The organism is Pseudomonas lurida, assembly GCF_002563895.1.
GTDB classification, from domain to species: Bacteria; Pseudomonadota; Gammaproteobacteria; order Pseudomonadales; family Pseudomonadaceae; genus Aquipseudomonas; species Aquipseudomonas lurida.
Genome location: NZ_PDJB01000001.1, coordinates 5,009,306 through 5,025,462 on the forward strand (window position 1 = coordinate 5,009,306; position 16,157 = coordinate 5,025,462).

The following is a 16,157-nucleotide window of genomic DNA, read 5'->3' on the forward strand; positions in this document are numbered from 1 at the left end:
TCTATCGAATAACCCGCCCCCCCTAACAGTCACCCAAGTGTCACAAGGCCCAGCAAACGCTGGGCTTTTGGCAGGGCTTGTTTTTTCTCTATTAGTTGGCGTAGAGTTTGTTCACTGTGTTTGCATGGGTCGCTTGGAACCTGGACCTGGGCAGTAGCTGAAGTAGTTGTGCTACAACCCGTTCGACGTCTCTTACTTTCCTGCAACCCAGCCCAGTACTCTTTCATGTGAAAGGGGCTGTCATTAATTTTTAGCGTCAAAGGAAAGAAGAAAATGTCTGATCGTCAGAGCGGTACCGTCAAGTGGTTTAACGACGAAAAAGGGTTTGGTTTTATCACTCCAGAAAGCGGTCCGGATCTGTTCGTGCATTTCCGCGCTATCCAGGGCAACGGCTTCAAGAGCCTGAAAGAAGGCCAGAAGGTCACTTTCAAAGCCGTGCAAGGCCAGAAAGGCATGCAGGCTGACGAAGTACAAGCAGAAGGCTGATCCTTCCTGCGACAAAAAGCCCCTGATGGTGACATCAGGGGCTTTTTTATGTGCGTTTACTCGTAAAATGGCTTTTTTGACAAGAGAGCCCTGCCATGTCCAAACCCTTGCTGAGCCCCCAAGGCGAATTCCCCGCCGTTGGCCTGGGCCGCCGCCTGGCAGCGATGTTCTACGACTTCCTGTTGTGCACTGCCCTGCTGATCGTCACTGCGTTTATCTACAAGTTGATCTGGATCGCATTTGTCGGCGAAGCGAAGATGCGCACCCTCACCGAATCCGGCGCGCTGGACGGCGATCCGTTGCTGTCGACGATCCTGTTGTTTGTGCTGTTTGGCTTCTTTGCCAAGTTCTGGACCCATTCCGGGCAGACCCTGGGCATGCAGGTCTGGGGCGTGCGCGTACAGAACGCCGACGGCTCGCGGATCAGCCTGTGGCAGGCGCTGTTGCGCTTCGTGGTGTCGATTGCGTCGTGGTTGTGCGTGGGGCTGGGGTTTATCTGGTCGCTGTTTGATAAGCGCAAGCGCAGCTGGCACGACATCTATTCGGATACGCAGCTGGTGCGGATTCCCAAGCAGAAAAAATAAGCCCCGGCACACTCAAGATCAGTGTGGGAGCCGGCTTGCCTGCGATACAGGCGACTCGGTGCTTGTGATGTACCGAGGTGATGCTATCGCAGGCGAGCCAGCCCCCACCGTTTAATCAGGCGTTGCCAGCGAGCTTGAGGCGTGCAGCCTGGGTGAAGTCGAGCATGCGCTTGAGCGGTCGCACCGCGTGCGGGATCACCGCAGGCTCGACGAAAATCTCGTTACTGCCCTCACGCAGGCACTGCAGCGTGCGCTCCAGCGTGTTCATGGCCATCCACGGACAGTGTGCGCAACTGCGGCACGCTGCGCCGTTACCGGCGGTAGGTGCTTCGACAAAGACCTTGTCCGGGCACAGCTGCTGCATCTTGTAGAAGATGCCGCGGTCGGTGGCGACGATAAAGGTCTTGTTCGGCAGGCGCTGGGCCGCCGCAATCAGCTGGCTGGTCGACCCCACGGCATCCGCCAGTTCGATGACCGACGTCGGCGACTCAGGGTGCACCAGGATAGCGGCATCCGGGTACAACGCCTTCATGTCCTCCAGCTGCTTGGACTTGAACTCTTCGTGAACGATGCACGCACCGTCCCACAACAGCATGTCGGCCCCGGTCTGGCGCTGGATGTAGGTGCCCAAGTGTTTGTCGGGCCCCCAGATGATCGTCTCGCCGTTGTCCATCAGGCTTTCGACGATTTCCAATGCACAGCTGGAGGTCACTACCCAGTCCGCCCGTGCCTTGACCGCCGCCGAAGTGTTGGCGTACACCACCACGGTGCGTTCAGGATGCTGGTCGCAGAACGCCGAAAACTCATCGACCGGGCAACCCAGGTCCAGGGAACAGGTCGCTTCCAGGGTCGGCATGAGGATGCGTTTTTCGGGTGTGAGGATCTTGGCGGTCTCGCCCATGAAACGCACACCGGCGACCAGCACGGTCTTGGCCGGGTGGGCAGCGCCGAAGCGAGCCATTTCCAGGGAGTCGGACACACAGCCCCCGGTTTCTTCGGCCAGGGCCTGGATGACGGGGTCACAGTAGAAGTGGGCAACCAGTACCGCGTCCTGAGCTTTGAGCTCGGCGGCGATGGCGGTGCGCAGGCTCGCCTCTTCGTCGGCGCTGAGGGCCTTGGGCTGCTTGGCGTCGAGGTGGGCTTGAACCAGAAGGCGTTCGGAAATTTGCGTCATGTTCGCAAGACCTGCAGGCGCAGTTGCGCGAAAGTCGAGTGTACCACCGGCTCTGGAGCCCATCGGGCGCCGCCGGACGAAGTGATTGTGTTCATCAAGCACGGTTTGGGATGAAGCTGCGCAAGGCTACAGAATATCCAAGGTTTTCAAAAGCCTAATCTGGGGCGGGGATGGGGATAACGGGCGGGAGCCGACTTGCCGGCGACGGCGCTCCTGGAGACGCCATCGCCGGCAAGCCCGGCTCCTGAATAAGAAAGGTCAGCGCACGAGCTTCGAGGGATCCTCCTGCAGGATCACCGCGTCATGCATGTTGGACAAGGCATCCTTCAAGGTGGACTCCTCCAGCGCGTCCTTGGACTTTTTGCTTTCCTTGGCGGCATATTCGAGGAGTACCAGGTAATCGCGCTTGACCGCCGCCTGCCTGGGCACAAAGGTCTCGTCTACCAGCTTGCCCATCACGTACTTCTGCGTGCGCGTCTCCTGGCTGGCCTCTTGCGACACAGAGGCGTTGGACAGCAGGCCATCCTTATACGAGAGATGCGCCGAACTGCTGGCCTTGTCGCGCACTTGCACATAGAGATAATTCTGCGACTCGGCGCGGGTGTCCAGGGCCGGTGCCTTGCCGCCCTTGAGGCCTTTATGAAAACTTGCGGACAGGCTCGACTGCTGGTCCTGGCTGACACTGCGGTCTAACGCGCTGTTGCCGCCGACACGGGTCCTTTGCGAGACCTCATAGGCAAAGCTGTCCACTTCGGACGGGCGCATGGGGTTGGAGGACTCGGTAGCCTGCTTGATCGAGGCCTTGAAATCCGCCAGGCCCGTCAGCAAGCCCTGGTCGGTCGGGTTGCGCGTCAGCGCTTCTGGCAGGGACAGCCCCTGTGGATAGTTGCTGTTCATGGCGCTGAAAGCATCTTTGAACATCGCCATCAATTCCGGTTTGGCGCTGCCGCGCTCCTGGGCCCGGTCAAACTGGGCCAGGTAGCTGTCCAGCGCCTTGGCCTGTTGCCTGGCATCGCCGAGGATCGCGGTGTTTTTCAAGTCCACTGCCAGGTTCAGCTCGCCGAGCGGGCCACTCATGCGAGTGGTGCGGCTCTGGCTGTCGGCGTGGAAGGCCAGGCTCAGGTCCTGACCGTCCGGGGATTTGACCTTGGCATTGAGGTCCACCGAGGCCAGCAGCCTGGAATCAAACCGGGTCAGCCCGCTAAGGTCGAGCTTCGGCGGCGTTGCGGTCAACCCATCCACGGCAGACTGGAAAGCGCTGCCCAGTTTACCGACCGCTTCTAGTTCCTCATCACTCAAGGTGCCACCGTCTACCGTGGCCTGTACGCCCAGGCCATCGGTCTGGCTGGAGAGGCTGAAGGTGACAGTCTTGCCGCTGGCAGTCTTGATGCTGAGGCTGACCAGGTTGTCGGCCTTAGTGTGCAAGAGGCTCTGATCGAGCTTGATCTCGCCGGCGTTTTGCGCCCGATCGGCACTCGCATACAGCACGGACTGGGAAAGCCCCACCCCGCCGCCCTTGGCAAACTGCGCAATAAGGCCTGCGCCAAGGCCACTGAAGCGGTTGGCCGTCGACAGCGAATTGAAATTGGCGTTGAGGGTTTTGCTGAGTGCATCCTGGTTGTCGCTTTCCCACGCACGCACCGTCTCTTGACCGGGCAGTTGCCCACGGCGTGAATAGGTATCGGAGAGCGTGTCGGCTACCCCATTGCCCAGGCTGACCACCGAGGAGGGACGCGTCACGCTGACGTCCGTGTTTTGCGTGTGGGGCACGGGCGACGTTTCGGCCGGGCGGACGATAAGGGTATTGGCGGATTTGATCGGCAAAAGCGTGGTCATGACGGTCCCTGTCTTGATCTGAACACGGTCTAATCTAACCAACACCTCCATCGAATGACAGCACCTAGGCAACAAAGAGCCCTGCCAAAAAGCTGACTCTTTGCTGTCGTGTCTGGCCTAGAAACGGTAAGTCACCGACCCACCAAAGCCATTGGCGCTGTTTTCATACTTGGCATCGTAGGTCAGGCCAACCTGGGAAAGATTCTGTCGCACCTTGATCGGCTCTTCCTTGAGGTAGGAATACGCCACATCCAAGGTCAGGTTGTCGACAGGCGTCCAGCCGGCGCCCAGGCTGAAAACCGTGCGGTCCCCTGTAGGAATTCGCACAGACCGATCAGTGTTGTTGGTCGGCGTCTGATCCACCGAGAAACCGGTCCGCAGCACCAGCTCCTTGTTGACCCGATACGCCGCGCCGATGGCGTGGGACCACGTGTCATGCCAGTGCTGTTGCTCGGTGATGGAGCCCAGGCCACCGAATTGAGCGGTCAGGTCGGATACACCGTCGTTGTTGATGGTGATCTTCTTCAACTGGCTCCAGCGGGTGTAGGTGCTGCCGAGGTAGAGGGTCCAATCGTCGTTCAGTTGATGGGTTACCGAAAAGTCCACCGACGAAGGCGTAGTCACATCCAGGCTGGCGTCATACTTCTGCGGCCCACCGTCGAATGCATCGGAAATCAAGCCGGAAGCATGGGTCTTGCCGCTGAGGTGGTACACCACCTGCGAGTGGTAGGTCACACCGATCCGCGTGCTGTCGAGAGGCTGCACGAGGATACCGGCGTTGAACCCGGTGGCGTTGTCGTTGCCCTTGACCTTCACGCTTTCGCCCGCGCCGCCCCCCAGCGGCACAGTGGAGTCCAACTCGCCGGTGATGCGGTTGAAGGTCGGGCCAAAGCCCACCGACACTGTGTCGTTGAAGGCGTAGCTGACCGTCGGCTGCACGGTGATGACTGACACCTTGCTCTTGCTGCCAAAGCCATTGCCCTGGAAGCTGTGCTCATAGTCGGTGACCAGGCCGAAAGGCGCGTAGATACCCAGGCCAAACGCCCAGTGCTCATCGATGGGCGTGACCAGGTAGCCCATCGGCACGGCAATGCCAGGCACCATGTCGCCTTTGTTGGTGCCGGGGTTGTCGGCACCGAACTGTGAGGAACTGGCGTCCTTGATGTTGGTTTTGGCATCGAGGTAGGTCGCGCCGAGGCTGACTTCATTTTGTTTCAGGCGAGACATACCTGCGGGGTTGCCGAACACCGTACTCGCGTCCTCGGCCGAGGAGGAGCGGCCGGCGTAGCCCGTGCCCATTGAACTGATGCTTTGTTCATTGAGCGCGAAACCACCGGCAAACAGTTGGGTCGAGGCAAGGGAAACGGCGAGCGCCAAGGCGCCTTTAAGAGTTTTGTTATTCATTATTAGGACTCGAATGATGGGGCAGCGACGAGGAAGCTACCAACGTTCGAGCGGGCGGTTTATGAAGAGTTTTTCATGCGCTAGATTGTCGGACAACCCTATGGATTTCAAAGACTTCAGCCGCTTTTTCGTTTCCAGCAATGACTGCAAAACCCGAGTGTGACCGCTTGGTTTCGGTGATTGTTTCACCCAGCCGCAGATACAAAAAACCCCAGGCTTTTCAATCGCCTGGGGCTTACTGTTTTTCAAACGGGCAAAAAAAAACCCGGAAATCCTCACTTGCGTGGGCCTTCCGGATTTTCTAAACCGCCAAAAATGGTGGGTCGTGTGGGATTCGAACCTACGACCAATTGGTTAAAAGCCAACTGCTCTACCAACTGAGCTAACGACCCGCTGTGTGGTGGCGCGTATAATACTGATTTCTAAGGATTATTCAACACCTTATTTGAAATAAATCAGAAATAACGCGTTGGGTCAGTAATTCCGGCGGCTTGGAAGCCTTCTGCGCGCAGTCGGCAGCTGTCGCATTTCCCACAAGCACGGCCGTCATCGTCTGCCTGATAGCAGGAAACGGTCAGCGAATAATCGACGCCAAGTCCTACGCCAGCCTTCACGATATCGGCCTTACTCAGGTTTTGCAGCGGGGCCAGGATGCGGAAGCCCTGCCCTTCTACACCGGCCTTGGTGGCCAGGTTAGCCATGCGCTCGAACGACTCGACGAACTCTGGTCGGCAGTCTGGGTAACCGGAGTAATCCACGGCGTTGACGCCGATAAAGATATCGCGGGCGTTGAGCACTTCTGCCCAGCCCAGGGCCAGGGACAGGAACACCGTGTTACGTGCCGGCACGTAGGTCACCGGGATGCCTTCGCCAGGCGTTTCCGGCACATCGATGCTGCTATCGGTCAGTGCGGAGCCGCCGATGCCGTTGAGGTTCAAGCCGATCACCTTGTGCTCGACCACCCCCATGTCACGGGCGACACGGGCCGCGGCGTTCAGCTCGGCGCGGTGGCGCTGGCCGTAGTCGAAGCTCATGGTGTAGCAGCTGTAGCCTTGCTCTTGTGCCATGGCAACCACCGTGGCGGAGTCGAGTCCGCCAGACAGCAGGATTACCGCGCGTTTTTGATCCATGGTGTGTTCAGTCATATCAGCGTCCTGGCTCGTCATTCCAAAGGTATTTATGCAGCTGCAATTGCAGGCGCACCGGTAGATTGTCTGCAACCACCCAATCGGCGAGGTCACGTGCATTCAGGTCATGGTGGCTTGGCGAGAACAGCACTTCGCCTGCGCGACGGTCCAGCCCATATTGAATCAGCTTGGAATTCGCCCAGTCGTAGTCATCTCGGGAACAGATGACGAACTTGACCTGGTCGTTGGCCGTCAGCAGTTCGATGTTCTCGTAGCGGTTGCGATGCGCTTCCTTGGAGCCTGGGGTCTTGAGGTCAACCACGCGGCTTACACGGGGGTCGACCGCTGAGATGTCCAGGGCGCCACTGGTCTCCAGGGAGACCTCGTAGCCGGCATCACACAACTGCTTGAGCAAAGGGATGGCATTGGGCTGGGCCAGCGGCTCACCACCGGTCACGCAGACGTAGCGCGGCTTGTAGCCGGCGACCTGCTCCAGGATGTCATCGAGGGTGCGCACCGTGCCACCACTGAAGGCGTAGGCGCTGTCACAGTATTGGCAACGCAAGGGGCAACCGGTCAGGCGCACAAATACTGTGGGCAGGCCAGCCGTCCGCGTTTCACCCTGCAACGAGTAAAAAACTTCGGTAATACGTAATGTGTCTTGCATAGTCGCCACGGGCGTAACAGCTAAACAGGCTGTCCGCCTCCGTCAGGCACTTTAAAGGACCCCGCCAACGCGTAGGCCCCAAAAAGCGTGTTTCATAAAAGGGCGTGGATTCTAACGAAAAAACCCGCGCCAGGCGCGGGTTTCTTCCAAACGGGTTGCTTCGCTTACAAGCGCTGCAGGTCTCGTTGGGCCAACTGGGCAGCAGAAGTACCCGGATACTGGGCCACAACCTGCTGCAGAATGCCTTTGACCTTGTCGGTATGACCGAGGCGGCGCTCTACATCAGCGAGTTTGTACAGCGAATCCGGCACCTTGGCATGCTTGGGGTACAGCTGGCTGACCTTGGCAAATGCCTGGCCTGCACCCTGTAGATCACCCTTTGCCAGGTTAACTTCACCCAACCAATATTGGGCGTTGCCCGCGTACTGGCTGTTCGGGTATTTGCGCAGGAATGCGGTAAATGCCTGGCTGGCCTTATCGAAGTCCTTGGCTTTGATCAGGTCGAAGGCTGCATCGTAATACAGCTTTTCCTTCGCCGGATCACCCGGTTCGCTGCTCGCGGCAGGGGCCTGGCTTGCCGCCACGGCCCCAGCTGCTGCACCACCGGCAGCAGCACTAGGCGCGCCACCGGCAGAAGAATTATCAGGAGTTGCGGCAGGTGTAACACCGGCTCCAATGCGTCGATCAAGGTCCTGGTAACGTTCCAGGCCTTCTTGCTTCAGCTGGTTCACTTGGTTTTGCAGTACTTCAATGGCGCCTTGTTGCTGCGCGATCTGATCCTGCATGCGTTGCAGCTGGTTGAACAGTTCGCCCTGTGCCGAGGGAGCGGACGTAGCCGCTCCCCCCGCATAGGCGCCGTTCGTGCCATAACCCGCTGGCGGATAACTGCTCCCGCTATTGTTATAGCCAGAGTTGCTATCTTCCACAGGAACCGCAGCCCACACCGCAAGCGGTGCGAGGCTGAGAGCCAATACAGTTAGAGCACGACGGCACGTTCGCATGACGAATTACTTACGCAGTTCGACGCGACGGTTTTGAGCCCAGGACTGCTCGTCGTGGCCAGTAGCAACTGGACGCTCTTTACCGTAGGAAACCAGTTCCAGTTGGCCTGGAGCAACACCTTGCAGTACCAGGTAGCGCTGAACGGCTTTCGCACGACGCTCGCCCAGTGCCATGTTGTACTCACGAGTACCACGTTCGTCGGTGTTACCTTCCAGAACAACGCGAGCGCCGTTAGCTTTCAGGTCCTTCGCGTGAACGTCCAGAGCGCGCATGGCTTCTGGCTTCAGGTCCGAACTGTCGTATTCGAAGTAGAAAGTGGTGATAGCGCGCAGAGCAGCTTCTTCGCTCAGGGAGCCGTCAACCGCACCAGTGTTAGCGCCGTAACCAGCGTTTGGATCAACAGCTGCGCCTTCACCGGCATTGTCGCCGCCTTTAGACGAGCAACCAACGGCTACGGACAGAGCCAGAGCCAGAGCAGCAAACTTACCAAACTTCAGCATTTCCATCGTGAAACTCCTAATGAACCCCAGTGTGTTAAGCAAATCTTTTTGTAGCGCCGCGTCAGTTCAGGTAAGGGGACCAGGATGGTTCTCTGACTTCGCCTTGTGCGGTAGGAAGTGGGAGCCTTACGCGTCCATTAATGGACACGAGCATCAAGACTCCCCGGCCCTGCTGGCGGGTGGCGTAGATTACCATGGTGCCGTTGGGCGCAACAGTGGCTGACTCATCAAGGTTGGTATCTGTGAGGATTTTTACGGTTCCGCGCTGCAAATCCTGGGCCGCAACCCGGAAATTAGTGAAACCATCCTGACGGTGAATCATCACCAACGTCTTTTCATCGGCCGAAAGCTTAGGGTTGGCGTTGTAGTTACCGATAAAAGTAACACGCTCTGCCCCACCACCATTCACGTTCGCCTTATAGACCTGTGGCTTGCCGCCTCGGTCAGAGGTGAAGTAGATGGTCGAACCATCCTTGCCCCAGAACGGCTCGGTGTTGATGCCCGGGCCGCTGGTGACGCGGGAAATCTGGCGCGAAGCCATGTTCATCACGTAGATATCCGGGTTGCCATCCTTGGACAGCACGAACGCCAGGCGCGAACCATCCGGCGACCAGGCAGGTGCACCGTTGAGGCCTTCGAAGTTGGTGATCTGCTCACGACGGCCAGTATCAATGTGCTGGACGAAGATACGCGGACGCTTCTGCTCGAAAGACACGTAGGCAATACGCTTGCCGTCCGGTGCGAAGCGCGGCGACAGGATTGGCTCACGGGATTGGAGCAAGGTCACAGCCCGTGCACCGTCGTAGTCCGAGCGCTGCAAAGTGTAACGAGTGTTGTCTACAGAGAAACGTTCAGCCGTTACGTACAGCAGACGCGTCGAGAAAGCACCCTTGATACCGGTGAGCTTTTCAAACGACTGGTCCGAGATGTAGTGGGCCATGTCGCGGATCTGCTCGGCAGTGCCCGACACGCTGCCGGTCAAGACCTGCTGTTCGGTCGCCACGTTGAACAACGTGTACTGGATCTGCAGGCGACCGCCGGCCGGCGTGATATTGCCGACCATCAGGTACTGCGCACCCACCGCCTTCCAGTCACGGAACACGACTTCGCTGGCCTGGTTCGGCTGGCTGATCATGTTGCCTTTTGGAATGGGTGCGTAGTAACCGGAATTGCGCAGGTCGTCGCTGACGATCTGGGCCATGTCGTCCGGCAGCACGCTGCCGCCCTGCCAGCCGAACGGTACTACCGCGATCGGGGTGGCCCGATCGCTACCGCTGGTAACCAGGATGTTCTTTTCATCCGCCGCCGCTATCCCTGCCATACAGCAAATAACGACAAGCATTCCTCGAAGAAGGTTTCTCACAAGGCTAGATCCTCAGGTGTGAATGTCATCTTGAATGAACGATAGGGAGCGAAGTCGCTTGGTTTCATTCCCTGCATCTCGGTCAACCGGCCAATGTTCTTGACCGCGGCAACCGCCGAACTGTCGAACGAACCGTCACCACTGGACTTGGCCACGCTGACCGAAGTCACCGTACCGTCCGGCAACATGCCGATCTGCAGCACTACTGTCATGCCTTTGCGTGCCGAAGGTGGACGTGTCCAGCCTTCCGCTGCCCGCGCTCGAATCAGGTCGTCGAAACTGCCCGCGACTTCATCACCACGTTCATCGGCCAAGGCTTGCTGACGCTGCGGCGTGTCGGAGAGCAAATCTGCCAAGGCCTGGGCCTTTTTCTCTTCGGCGGATTTACGTGCTGCTTCCTGGGCCTTTTTCTTCTGGGCGTCGGCGGCAGCTTTCTTCTTCGCGTCGTCGGCGACTTTCTTCTTCGCCTCGTCTGCTTCAGCTTTTTTCTTGGCGTCTTCGGCGGCTTTCTTCTTCGCGTCTTCGACTATTTTCTTCTTGGCGTCTTCAGCGGCCTTTTTCTTGGCCTCTTCTTCAGCCGCTTTTTTGGCTTCTTCTTCAGACTTCTTCTTGGCTATATCAGCCAATTGTTTCTCTTCGGCCTTTTTAGCTTCGGCAGCTTTCTCGGCTTTCTTGGCTTCATCAGCCTTTTTCGCCTCGTCGGCCTTCTTCGCTTCGTCAGCCTTTTTCGATTCCTCGGCCTTTTGAGCCGCCTCTTCTTTCTTTTGTTCCGCAGCAGCCCTCACCGCTTCCTGCTCGACCTTCTTCTGTTCCATCTGCTCGACTTCAGTCTGGCGCGCAGCCGACTTCTGGGCCTCACCCGCAATCTTCTGATTGGTCTGGGTGGTGGCCTGACTTTTCGATTTCAGCTGATACAGGGTCGCCTGCACGATCGGCTTGGCTGGCGGCAGGTCCGGGGTCATGGCAAAGCTGACGAACAGCATGCCAAACACCAGGACGTGCAGGGCAATTGCCCAGACGCTAGGCCAGAAGTAGCTCTCCGAGGCGGACGGCTCTCGCTGTTGCTGCATCAGGGCGCCTCGGTAATCAAGCCAACGTTACCCACGCCGGCCTTCTGCAGCCCGCCCATGGCGCCCATGACGGAGCCGTAGTCGACCGCCTTGTCTCCGCGGATGAAGACCTGGGTGTGCTTGCCGCCTTCGTTGCCGGAGCGAATGATCTTGGTCACCGCATCGGTCATGGCCGGCAAGGTCAGGGCCTTGTCCTGCTGCTTCTGAGTGTCGACTTCGCTGCCAAGGTTCCAGTAATAGGTCTTGTCGGACTTGATCGAAATAGTCAGCACCTGGGTGTTGTTGTCCTGGGGCAAGGCTTCGCTGGAAACCTTGGGCAGATCAACCTTCACACCCTGGTTGAGCATCGGCGCGGTCACCATGAAGATAACCAGCAGCACCAGCATCACGTCGATGTAAGGCACTACGTTCATCTCGGCGACCGGCTTGCGCTTGGTTCGAGCTCGAGTGATTAAAGCCATCGGGAGGTACCTGCTTATTCTTCGCTGGTGTGCACTTTACGGTGCAGGATCGCCTGGAATTCATCGGCGAAGGTGTAGTAACGGCCAATCAGGTTTTCGCCGCGGGCGGCGAAACGGTTGTAGGCGATTACTGCGGGGATAGCAGCGAACAGACCGATCGCGGTGGCGATCAGGGCTTCGGCAATACCCGGGGCCACGGTGGCCAGGGTGGCTTGCTGGGCCTGGGCCAGGCCACGGAAGGAGTTCATGATCCCCCAAACGGTACCGAACAGGCCGATGTATGGGCTCACGGAACCCACGGTAGCGAGGAACGGCAAGCTTTGCTCAAGCTTTTCTTCTTCACGGGAGATGGCAACGCGCATGGCACGGGCCACACCTTCCATGACCGCTTCAGGGTCAACGCCTGGCTGCTGGCGCAGACGGGAGAATTCCTTGAAGCCCGCGCGGAAGATCTGCTCGACGCCCGAATCCGGGTCGGGGTTGCTGCCGGCCTGGCGGTACAGCTTGGACAGGTCGATACCCGACCAGAAGCGCTCTTCAAAGCTCTCCAGGGCACGTCGACCGGCACGCAGCAGGTTGCTGCGCTGAAAAATCATGACCCAAGAGGTAACCGATGCGGCTACCAGGGTCAGCATGACCAGTTGAACCACAACACTGGCATTGCTGACCAGGCTCCACATGGAGGAATGGTCGACGACGGTAGGTTCCACGCTAAATCTCCTGCTTTGATTGTTTACCCGCGCCGCTTACGTCGGCAAAGGCCGCACGTAGAGCTTCGGGAATGGCCCGGGGTTTCAAACTATTGGTGCGCACACAGGCCACCAGGAACTGCCCCTCACAGAGCAGCGTTGCATCCGTTGCCCGCCTGACCTGCTGCTTGAAACGCAGGCTGACACGGTTCAATTCGATTACTTCAGCGCTTACCAACAACTCGTCGTCCAGCCGCGCCGGCGCGTGATACCGCGCCTCGCTGGAATGCACGACGAACAACAGGTCCTCCCCTGCCAGCTCGGATTGGGCAAAGCCCAGCTCCCGTAGCCGCTCGGTTCGAGCCCGCTCCATGAACTTGAGGTAGTTGACGTAATACACGATGCCGCCGGCATCGGTGTCCTCGTAATAAACGCGACAGCGATGTGCGAACGACTGATCCCCGTTTTGCGCGCGCATACTCTAGTGCTTACTCCTCAGGTTGCCAATCCGGCTGGGCAACTGTTTTTTCATCCGCTGAAACATTTCCAGTGACTGAATGACGACGCCAGCCACTAGGACAGCACAAACATCGAATAAATCGACTTGCGTGAAGCTTTTAATCGTCCACTGCATCGAGAAATTCGTCTACCACGGGCATCTCCCCCAATCGTGACGGAATGTTTAACCCGAAGTGCAAATAGGCATGCCGCGTCACGACCCGCCCTCTGGGTGTGCGCATGATATAGCCCTGCTGGATCAGGTACGGTTCCAGCACGTCCTCAATGGTGTGGCGTTCTTCACTGATGGCCGCCGCCAGGCTGTCGACCCCCACAGGGCCACCGTCGAACTTCTCGATCATGGTCAAGAGTAGACGTCGATCCTGGTGATCGAAGCCGTGCTCATCCACGTCCAGCAGGTTCAAGGCCAGGTCGGCCACGGCCTTGGTGATATGCCCTTTGGCCCGCACTTCGGCAAAGTCTCGCACGCGACGCAACAAGCGGTTGGCAATCCGTGGTGTGCCGCGGGCCCGACGGGCAATTTCAAACGCGCCTTCCGGGTCCAGGGGCAAGCCGAGAATGCTCGCCGAACGACTGACGATAGTCGCCAAGTCTGCCGTGCTATAGAACTCTAGACGTTGAACAATGCCGAAACGGTCTCGCAGCGGGTTGGTCAGCATCCCGGCGCGGGTCGTGGCGCCCACCAGCGTGAACGGCGGCAGGTCGAGCTTGATCGAGCGGGCTGCGGGGCCTTCGCCAATCATGATGTCGAGTTGGAAGTCTTCCATCGCCGGGTACAGCACTTCTTCGACGATCGGCGACAGCCGGTGGATCTCGTCGATAAACAGTACGTCGTGCGGCTCCAGGTTGGTCAGCAATGCCGCCAGGTCACCCGGGCGTTCCAGCACCGGCCCGGACGTGGACTTGATCGACACGCCCATTTCCTGGGCAATGATATTGGCCAGGGTGGTCTTACCCAGGCCAGGTGGGCCGAAGATCAACGTATGGTCCAAGGACTCACTGCGCCCACGCGCGGCCTGGATAAACAACTCCATCTGCTCGCGCACCGTGGGCTGGCCGATGTATTCGGCCAGGCTCAGGGGACGGATGGCGCGGTCCTGGATTTCTTCACGGTCGCGCGGGCCGGTGGCCGCGATCAGACGATCAGCTTCAATCACTTAAATCATTCCCTTCAGGGCTCGGCGGATCATGTCTTCACTGCTCAGGTTCTTGTCCTTGATGGCCGATACGGCCTTGCTGGCCTCCTGCGGCTTGTAGCCCAGGGAAATCAGCGCGCTGACCGCGTCACTTTCGGCGCTGGCGACCTGGCCCGTCGGCATGTCCGGCTGGTTCGGTACCAGTGCAAACATGCTCGGCACCACTTCCCAGGCCTTGAAGCGGTCCTTGAGCTCCACCAGCAGGCGCTCGGCGGTCTTCTTGCCAACGCCTGGCACCTTGGTCAGCGCCGAGGTGTCCTGGGCCGAAACGGCACGCACCAGCTCATCCACTTCCAGGCTGGACATCAAGGCCAGGGCCAGTTTTGGTCCCACGCCGTTGAGGCGGATCAGTTCGCGGAAGAAATCGCGGTCGCGCTTGCCAATGAAACCATAGAGCAGTTGCGCGTCTTCGCGCACCACCAGATGGGTGTGCAGCGTCAGCGGTTCGCCGACCGACGGTAGGCGATACAGGGTGGTCATGGGCACTTCCAGCTCATACCCCAACCCATTTACATCCAGAATCAGATGCGGCGGCTGTTTCTCAGCCAGAGTGCCGCGCAAGCGTCCAATCACGGTTCAGATCCTTAAAGCTTGGGGGTCAGATCAAGGCCTGACCGGAAACAACGAGTGCGCTGATGCTATCAGAGACGCAGGCGCCCGCCACGACTGCGTGCCGTGCCCAGGCCATGCGGCAGTAAACTTGAGCGAGTGTGTGCATGGCAAATGGCGATAGCCAGGGCGTCGGAGGCGTCAATCTGCGGCTTGGCAGTCAATTTGAGCATATGCATGACCATCATCTGCACTTGCTCCTTGTTGGCGGCGCCGGTGCCGACCACTGCCTGCTTGACCTGGGTCGCGGTGTATTCGGCGATCTCCATGCCCTCTTCGGCGCCGGCCACGATGGCGGCGCCACGGGCCTGGCCAAGTTTGAGCGCGGAGTCGGCGTTCTTCGCCATGAACACCTTTTCGATGCCCATGGTGACCGGCCCGTAGGTCTGGATCACTTCACGCACGCCGCGATAGACGATCTGCAGGCGCTCGGCCAGCTCGCCAGCGCCGGTGCGGATGCAGCCCGAGGCGACGTAGACACAGCCGCGGGGGGTTTGTTGCACCACGCCAAAACCGGTGATGCGCGAACCGGGGTCGATACCTAGGATTAAAGTCATAACGCCTGCGGGTTGGGTAAACACAATTTTTGATACAGAGAAAATCCAATGTAAGAGCGGGCTTGTCCGCGAAGGCGGTGGGTCAGCCAACGCCTGGAGCGACTGGCACACCGCATTCGCGGGCAAGCCCGCTCCCACATTTTGACCTACGTCATACCTCAGCCTAGCTGTGCAGCTACGTCTTCCGGGATGTCGGCGTTGGAGTACACATTCTGCACATCATCCAGGTCTTCGAGCATATCGAGCATCTTCAACACTTTCTGTGCACCGTCCAGGTCAAGTTCGGCACTGGTGGTGGGCAGCATGACGATTTCTGCGTCGGTGCCCTTGAAGCCGGCGGCTTCCAGCGCGTTGCGTACGGCATAGAAACTGGCAAACGAGGTGAATACGTCGATGGAACCATCTTCGTTGGTCACCACATCGTCGGCGTCCGCCTCCATCGCCGCTTCCATCAGCGCGTCTTCATCCGTGCCCGGCGCGAAGGAAATCTGCCCCTTGCGCTCGAACAGGTAGGCCACCGATCCATCGGTACCGAGGTTGCCACCGCATTTGCTGAACGCATGGCGTACAGCTGCCGCAGTGCGGTTGCGGTTGTCGGTCATGCACTCGACCATCACCGCCACACCGCCCGGGCCGTAGCCTTCGTAGCTCAGCTCGACCATGTCGTCGGTATCGGCAGCACCGGCCCCGCGGGCCACGGCGCGGTCGATGATGTCACGGCTCATGTTGGCGCCAAGGGCCTTGTCCAGTGCCAGGCGCAGACGCGGGTTGGAACCCGGGTCACCACCGCCCTGGCGGGCAGCCACGGTCAGCTCGCGGATCCACTTGGTGAAGATCTTGCCTTTCTTGGCATCCTGACGCTCTTTGCGGTGCTTGATGTTCGCCCACTTGGAATGGCCAGCCATAACACAAC

18 protein-coding genes and 1 tRNA gene are annotated in these 16,157 nt (G+C 59.0%); 2 read left to right on the forward strand and 17 right to left on the reverse strand.

What is annotated here, in order from left to right:
- Positions 1 to 273: 273 nt before the first annotated feature.
- Both ATH90_RS22755 and ATH90_RS22760 read left to right on the forward strand, forming a co-directional pair.
- A complete protein-coding gene (locus ATH90_RS22755) occupies positions 274 to 486 on the forward strand; it encodes a cold-shock protein (RefSeq protein WP_034109143.1) in 213 nt (70 codons plus the stop codon).
- A 95-nt stretch (positions 487 to 581) separates the two neighbouring features.
- On the forward strand, positions 582 to 1,070 hold the full coding sequence (locus ATH90_RS22760) for an RDD family protein (protein WP_025854753.1): 489 nt from the start codon (positions 582 to 584) through the stop codon (positions 1,068 to 1,070).
- 115 nt (positions 1,071 to 1,185) lie between these two features.
- Here the strand turns inward: ATH90_RS22760 and nadA are convergent, their stop codons facing one another.
- From nadA to ATH90_RS22845, 17 genes are all read right to left on the reverse strand, one after another.
- Complete coding sequence (gene nadA, locus ATH90_RS22765; protein WP_034109145.1) at positions 1,186 to 2,244, reverse strand: quinolinate synthase NadA; 1,059 nt, start codon at positions 2,242 to 2,244, stop codon at positions 1,186 to 1,188.
- 258 nt (positions 2,245 to 2,502) lie between these two features.
- Complete coding sequence (locus ATH90_RS22770) at positions 2,503 to 4,080, reverse strand: lactate dehydrogenase (protein WP_244906005.1); 1,578 nt, start codon at positions 4,078 to 4,080, stop codon at positions 2,503 to 2,505.
- Between the two features lie 117 nt (positions 4,081 to 4,197).
- Positions 4,198 to 5,484, reverse strand: a complete 1,287-nt coding sequence (locus ATH90_RS22775) for an OmpP1/FadL family transporter (RefSeq protein ID WP_098467302.1) — start codon at positions 5,482 to 5,484, stop codon at positions 4,198 to 4,200.
- 316 nt (positions 5,485 to 5,800) lie between these two features.
- Positions 5,801 to 5,876: transfer RNA gene (locus tag ATH90_RS22780), tRNA-Lys, on the reverse strand.
- 63 nt (positions 5,877 to 5,939) lie between these two features.
- Complete coding sequence (gene queC / locus ATH90_RS22785) at positions 5,940 to 6,614, reverse strand: 7-cyano-7-deazaguanine synthase QueC (RefSeq protein ID WP_034109378.1); 675 nt, start codon at positions 6,612 to 6,614, stop codon at positions 5,940 to 5,942.
- Between the two features lie 16 nt (positions 6,615 to 6,630).
- Positions 6,631 to 7,278: a 7-carboxy-7-deazaguanine synthase QueE gene (gene queE, locus ATH90_RS22790; protein ID WP_025854757.1), complete on the reverse strand. Its 648-nt coding sequence runs from the start codon at positions 7,276 to 7,278 to the stop codon at positions 6,631 to 6,633.
- Positions 7,279 to 7,442: 164 nt separating this feature from the next.
- A complete protein-coding gene (gene ybgF / locus ATH90_RS22795; RefSeq protein WP_034109147.1) occupies positions 7,443 to 8,279 on the reverse strand; it encodes a tol-pal system protein YbgF in 837 nt (278 codons plus the stop codon).
- Positions 8,280 to 8,285: 6 nt separating this feature from the next.
- Positions 8,286 to 8,786: a peptidoglycan-associated lipoprotein Pal gene (pal, locus tag ATH90_RS22800; protein ID WP_003209827.1), complete on the reverse strand. Its 501-nt coding sequence runs from the start codon at positions 8,784 to 8,786 to the stop codon at positions 8,286 to 8,288.
- A gap of 55 nt (positions 8,787 to 8,841) precedes the next feature.
- Positions 8,842 to 10,122, reverse strand: a complete 1,281-nt coding sequence (gene tolB, locus ATH90_RS22805; protein WP_211290128.1) for a Tol-Pal system beta propeller repeat protein TolB — start codon at positions 10,120 to 10,122, stop codon at positions 8,842 to 8,844.
- A 17-nt stretch (positions 10,123 to 10,139) separates the two neighbouring features.
- Positions 10,140 to 11,213 carry a cell envelope integrity protein TolA gene (gene tolA, locus ATH90_RS22810; RefSeq protein WP_098467304.1) on the reverse strand — a complete coding sequence of 358 codons (1,074 nt, stop codon included), beginning with the start codon at positions 11,211 to 11,213 and terminating at the stop codon, positions 10,140 to 10,142.
- The gene (gene tolR / locus ATH90_RS22815) at positions 11,213 to 11,665 is read right to left on the reverse strand and encodes a protein TolR (RefSeq protein WP_161634127.1); all 453 of its coding nucleotides are present in this window, start codon (positions 11,663 to 11,665) and stop codon (positions 11,213 to 11,215) included. Before tolR ends, tolA begins: the two co-directional genes overlap by 1 nt.
- Before the next feature lie 23 nt (positions 11,666 to 11,688).
- A complete protein-coding gene (gene tolQ / locus ATH90_RS22820; RefSeq protein ID WP_010208111.1) occupies positions 11,689 to 12,384 on the reverse strand; it encodes a protein TolQ in 696 nt (231 codons plus the stop codon).
- Position 12,385: 1 nt separating this feature from the next.
- The gene (gene ybgC, locus ATH90_RS22825; protein ID WP_025854760.1) at positions 12,386 to 12,841 is read right to left on the reverse strand and encodes a tol-pal system-associated acyl-CoA thioesterase; all 456 of its coding nucleotides are present in this window, start codon (positions 12,839 to 12,841) and stop codon (positions 12,386 to 12,388) included.
- A 139-nt stretch (positions 12,842 to 12,980) separates the two neighbouring features.
- The gene (ruvB, locus tag ATH90_RS22830; protein WP_034109150.1) at positions 12,981 to 14,039 is read right to left on the reverse strand and encodes a Holliday junction branch migration DNA helicase RuvB; all 1,059 of its coding nucleotides are present in this window, start codon (positions 14,037 to 14,039) and stop codon (positions 12,981 to 12,983) included.
- Positions 14,040 to 14,651: a Holliday junction branch migration protein RuvA gene (gene ruvA, locus ATH90_RS22835; protein WP_098467305.1), complete on the reverse strand. Its 612-nt coding sequence runs from the start codon at positions 14,649 to 14,651 to the stop codon at positions 14,040 to 14,042.
- Between the two features lie 68 nt (positions 14,652 to 14,719).
- On the reverse strand, positions 14,720 to 15,244 hold the full coding sequence (ruvC, locus tag ATH90_RS22840; RefSeq protein WP_025854762.1) for a crossover junction endodeoxyribonuclease RuvC: 525 nt from the start codon (positions 15,242 to 15,244) through the stop codon (positions 14,720 to 14,722).
- Between the two features lie 158 nt (positions 15,245 to 15,402).
- Positions 15,403 to 16,149, reverse strand: a complete 747-nt coding sequence (locus ATH90_RS22845; protein ID WP_034109151.1) for a YebC/PmpR family DNA-binding transcriptional regulator — start codon at positions 16,147 to 16,149, stop codon at positions 15,403 to 15,405.
- Positions 16,150 to 16,157 lie beyond the last annotated feature (8 nt).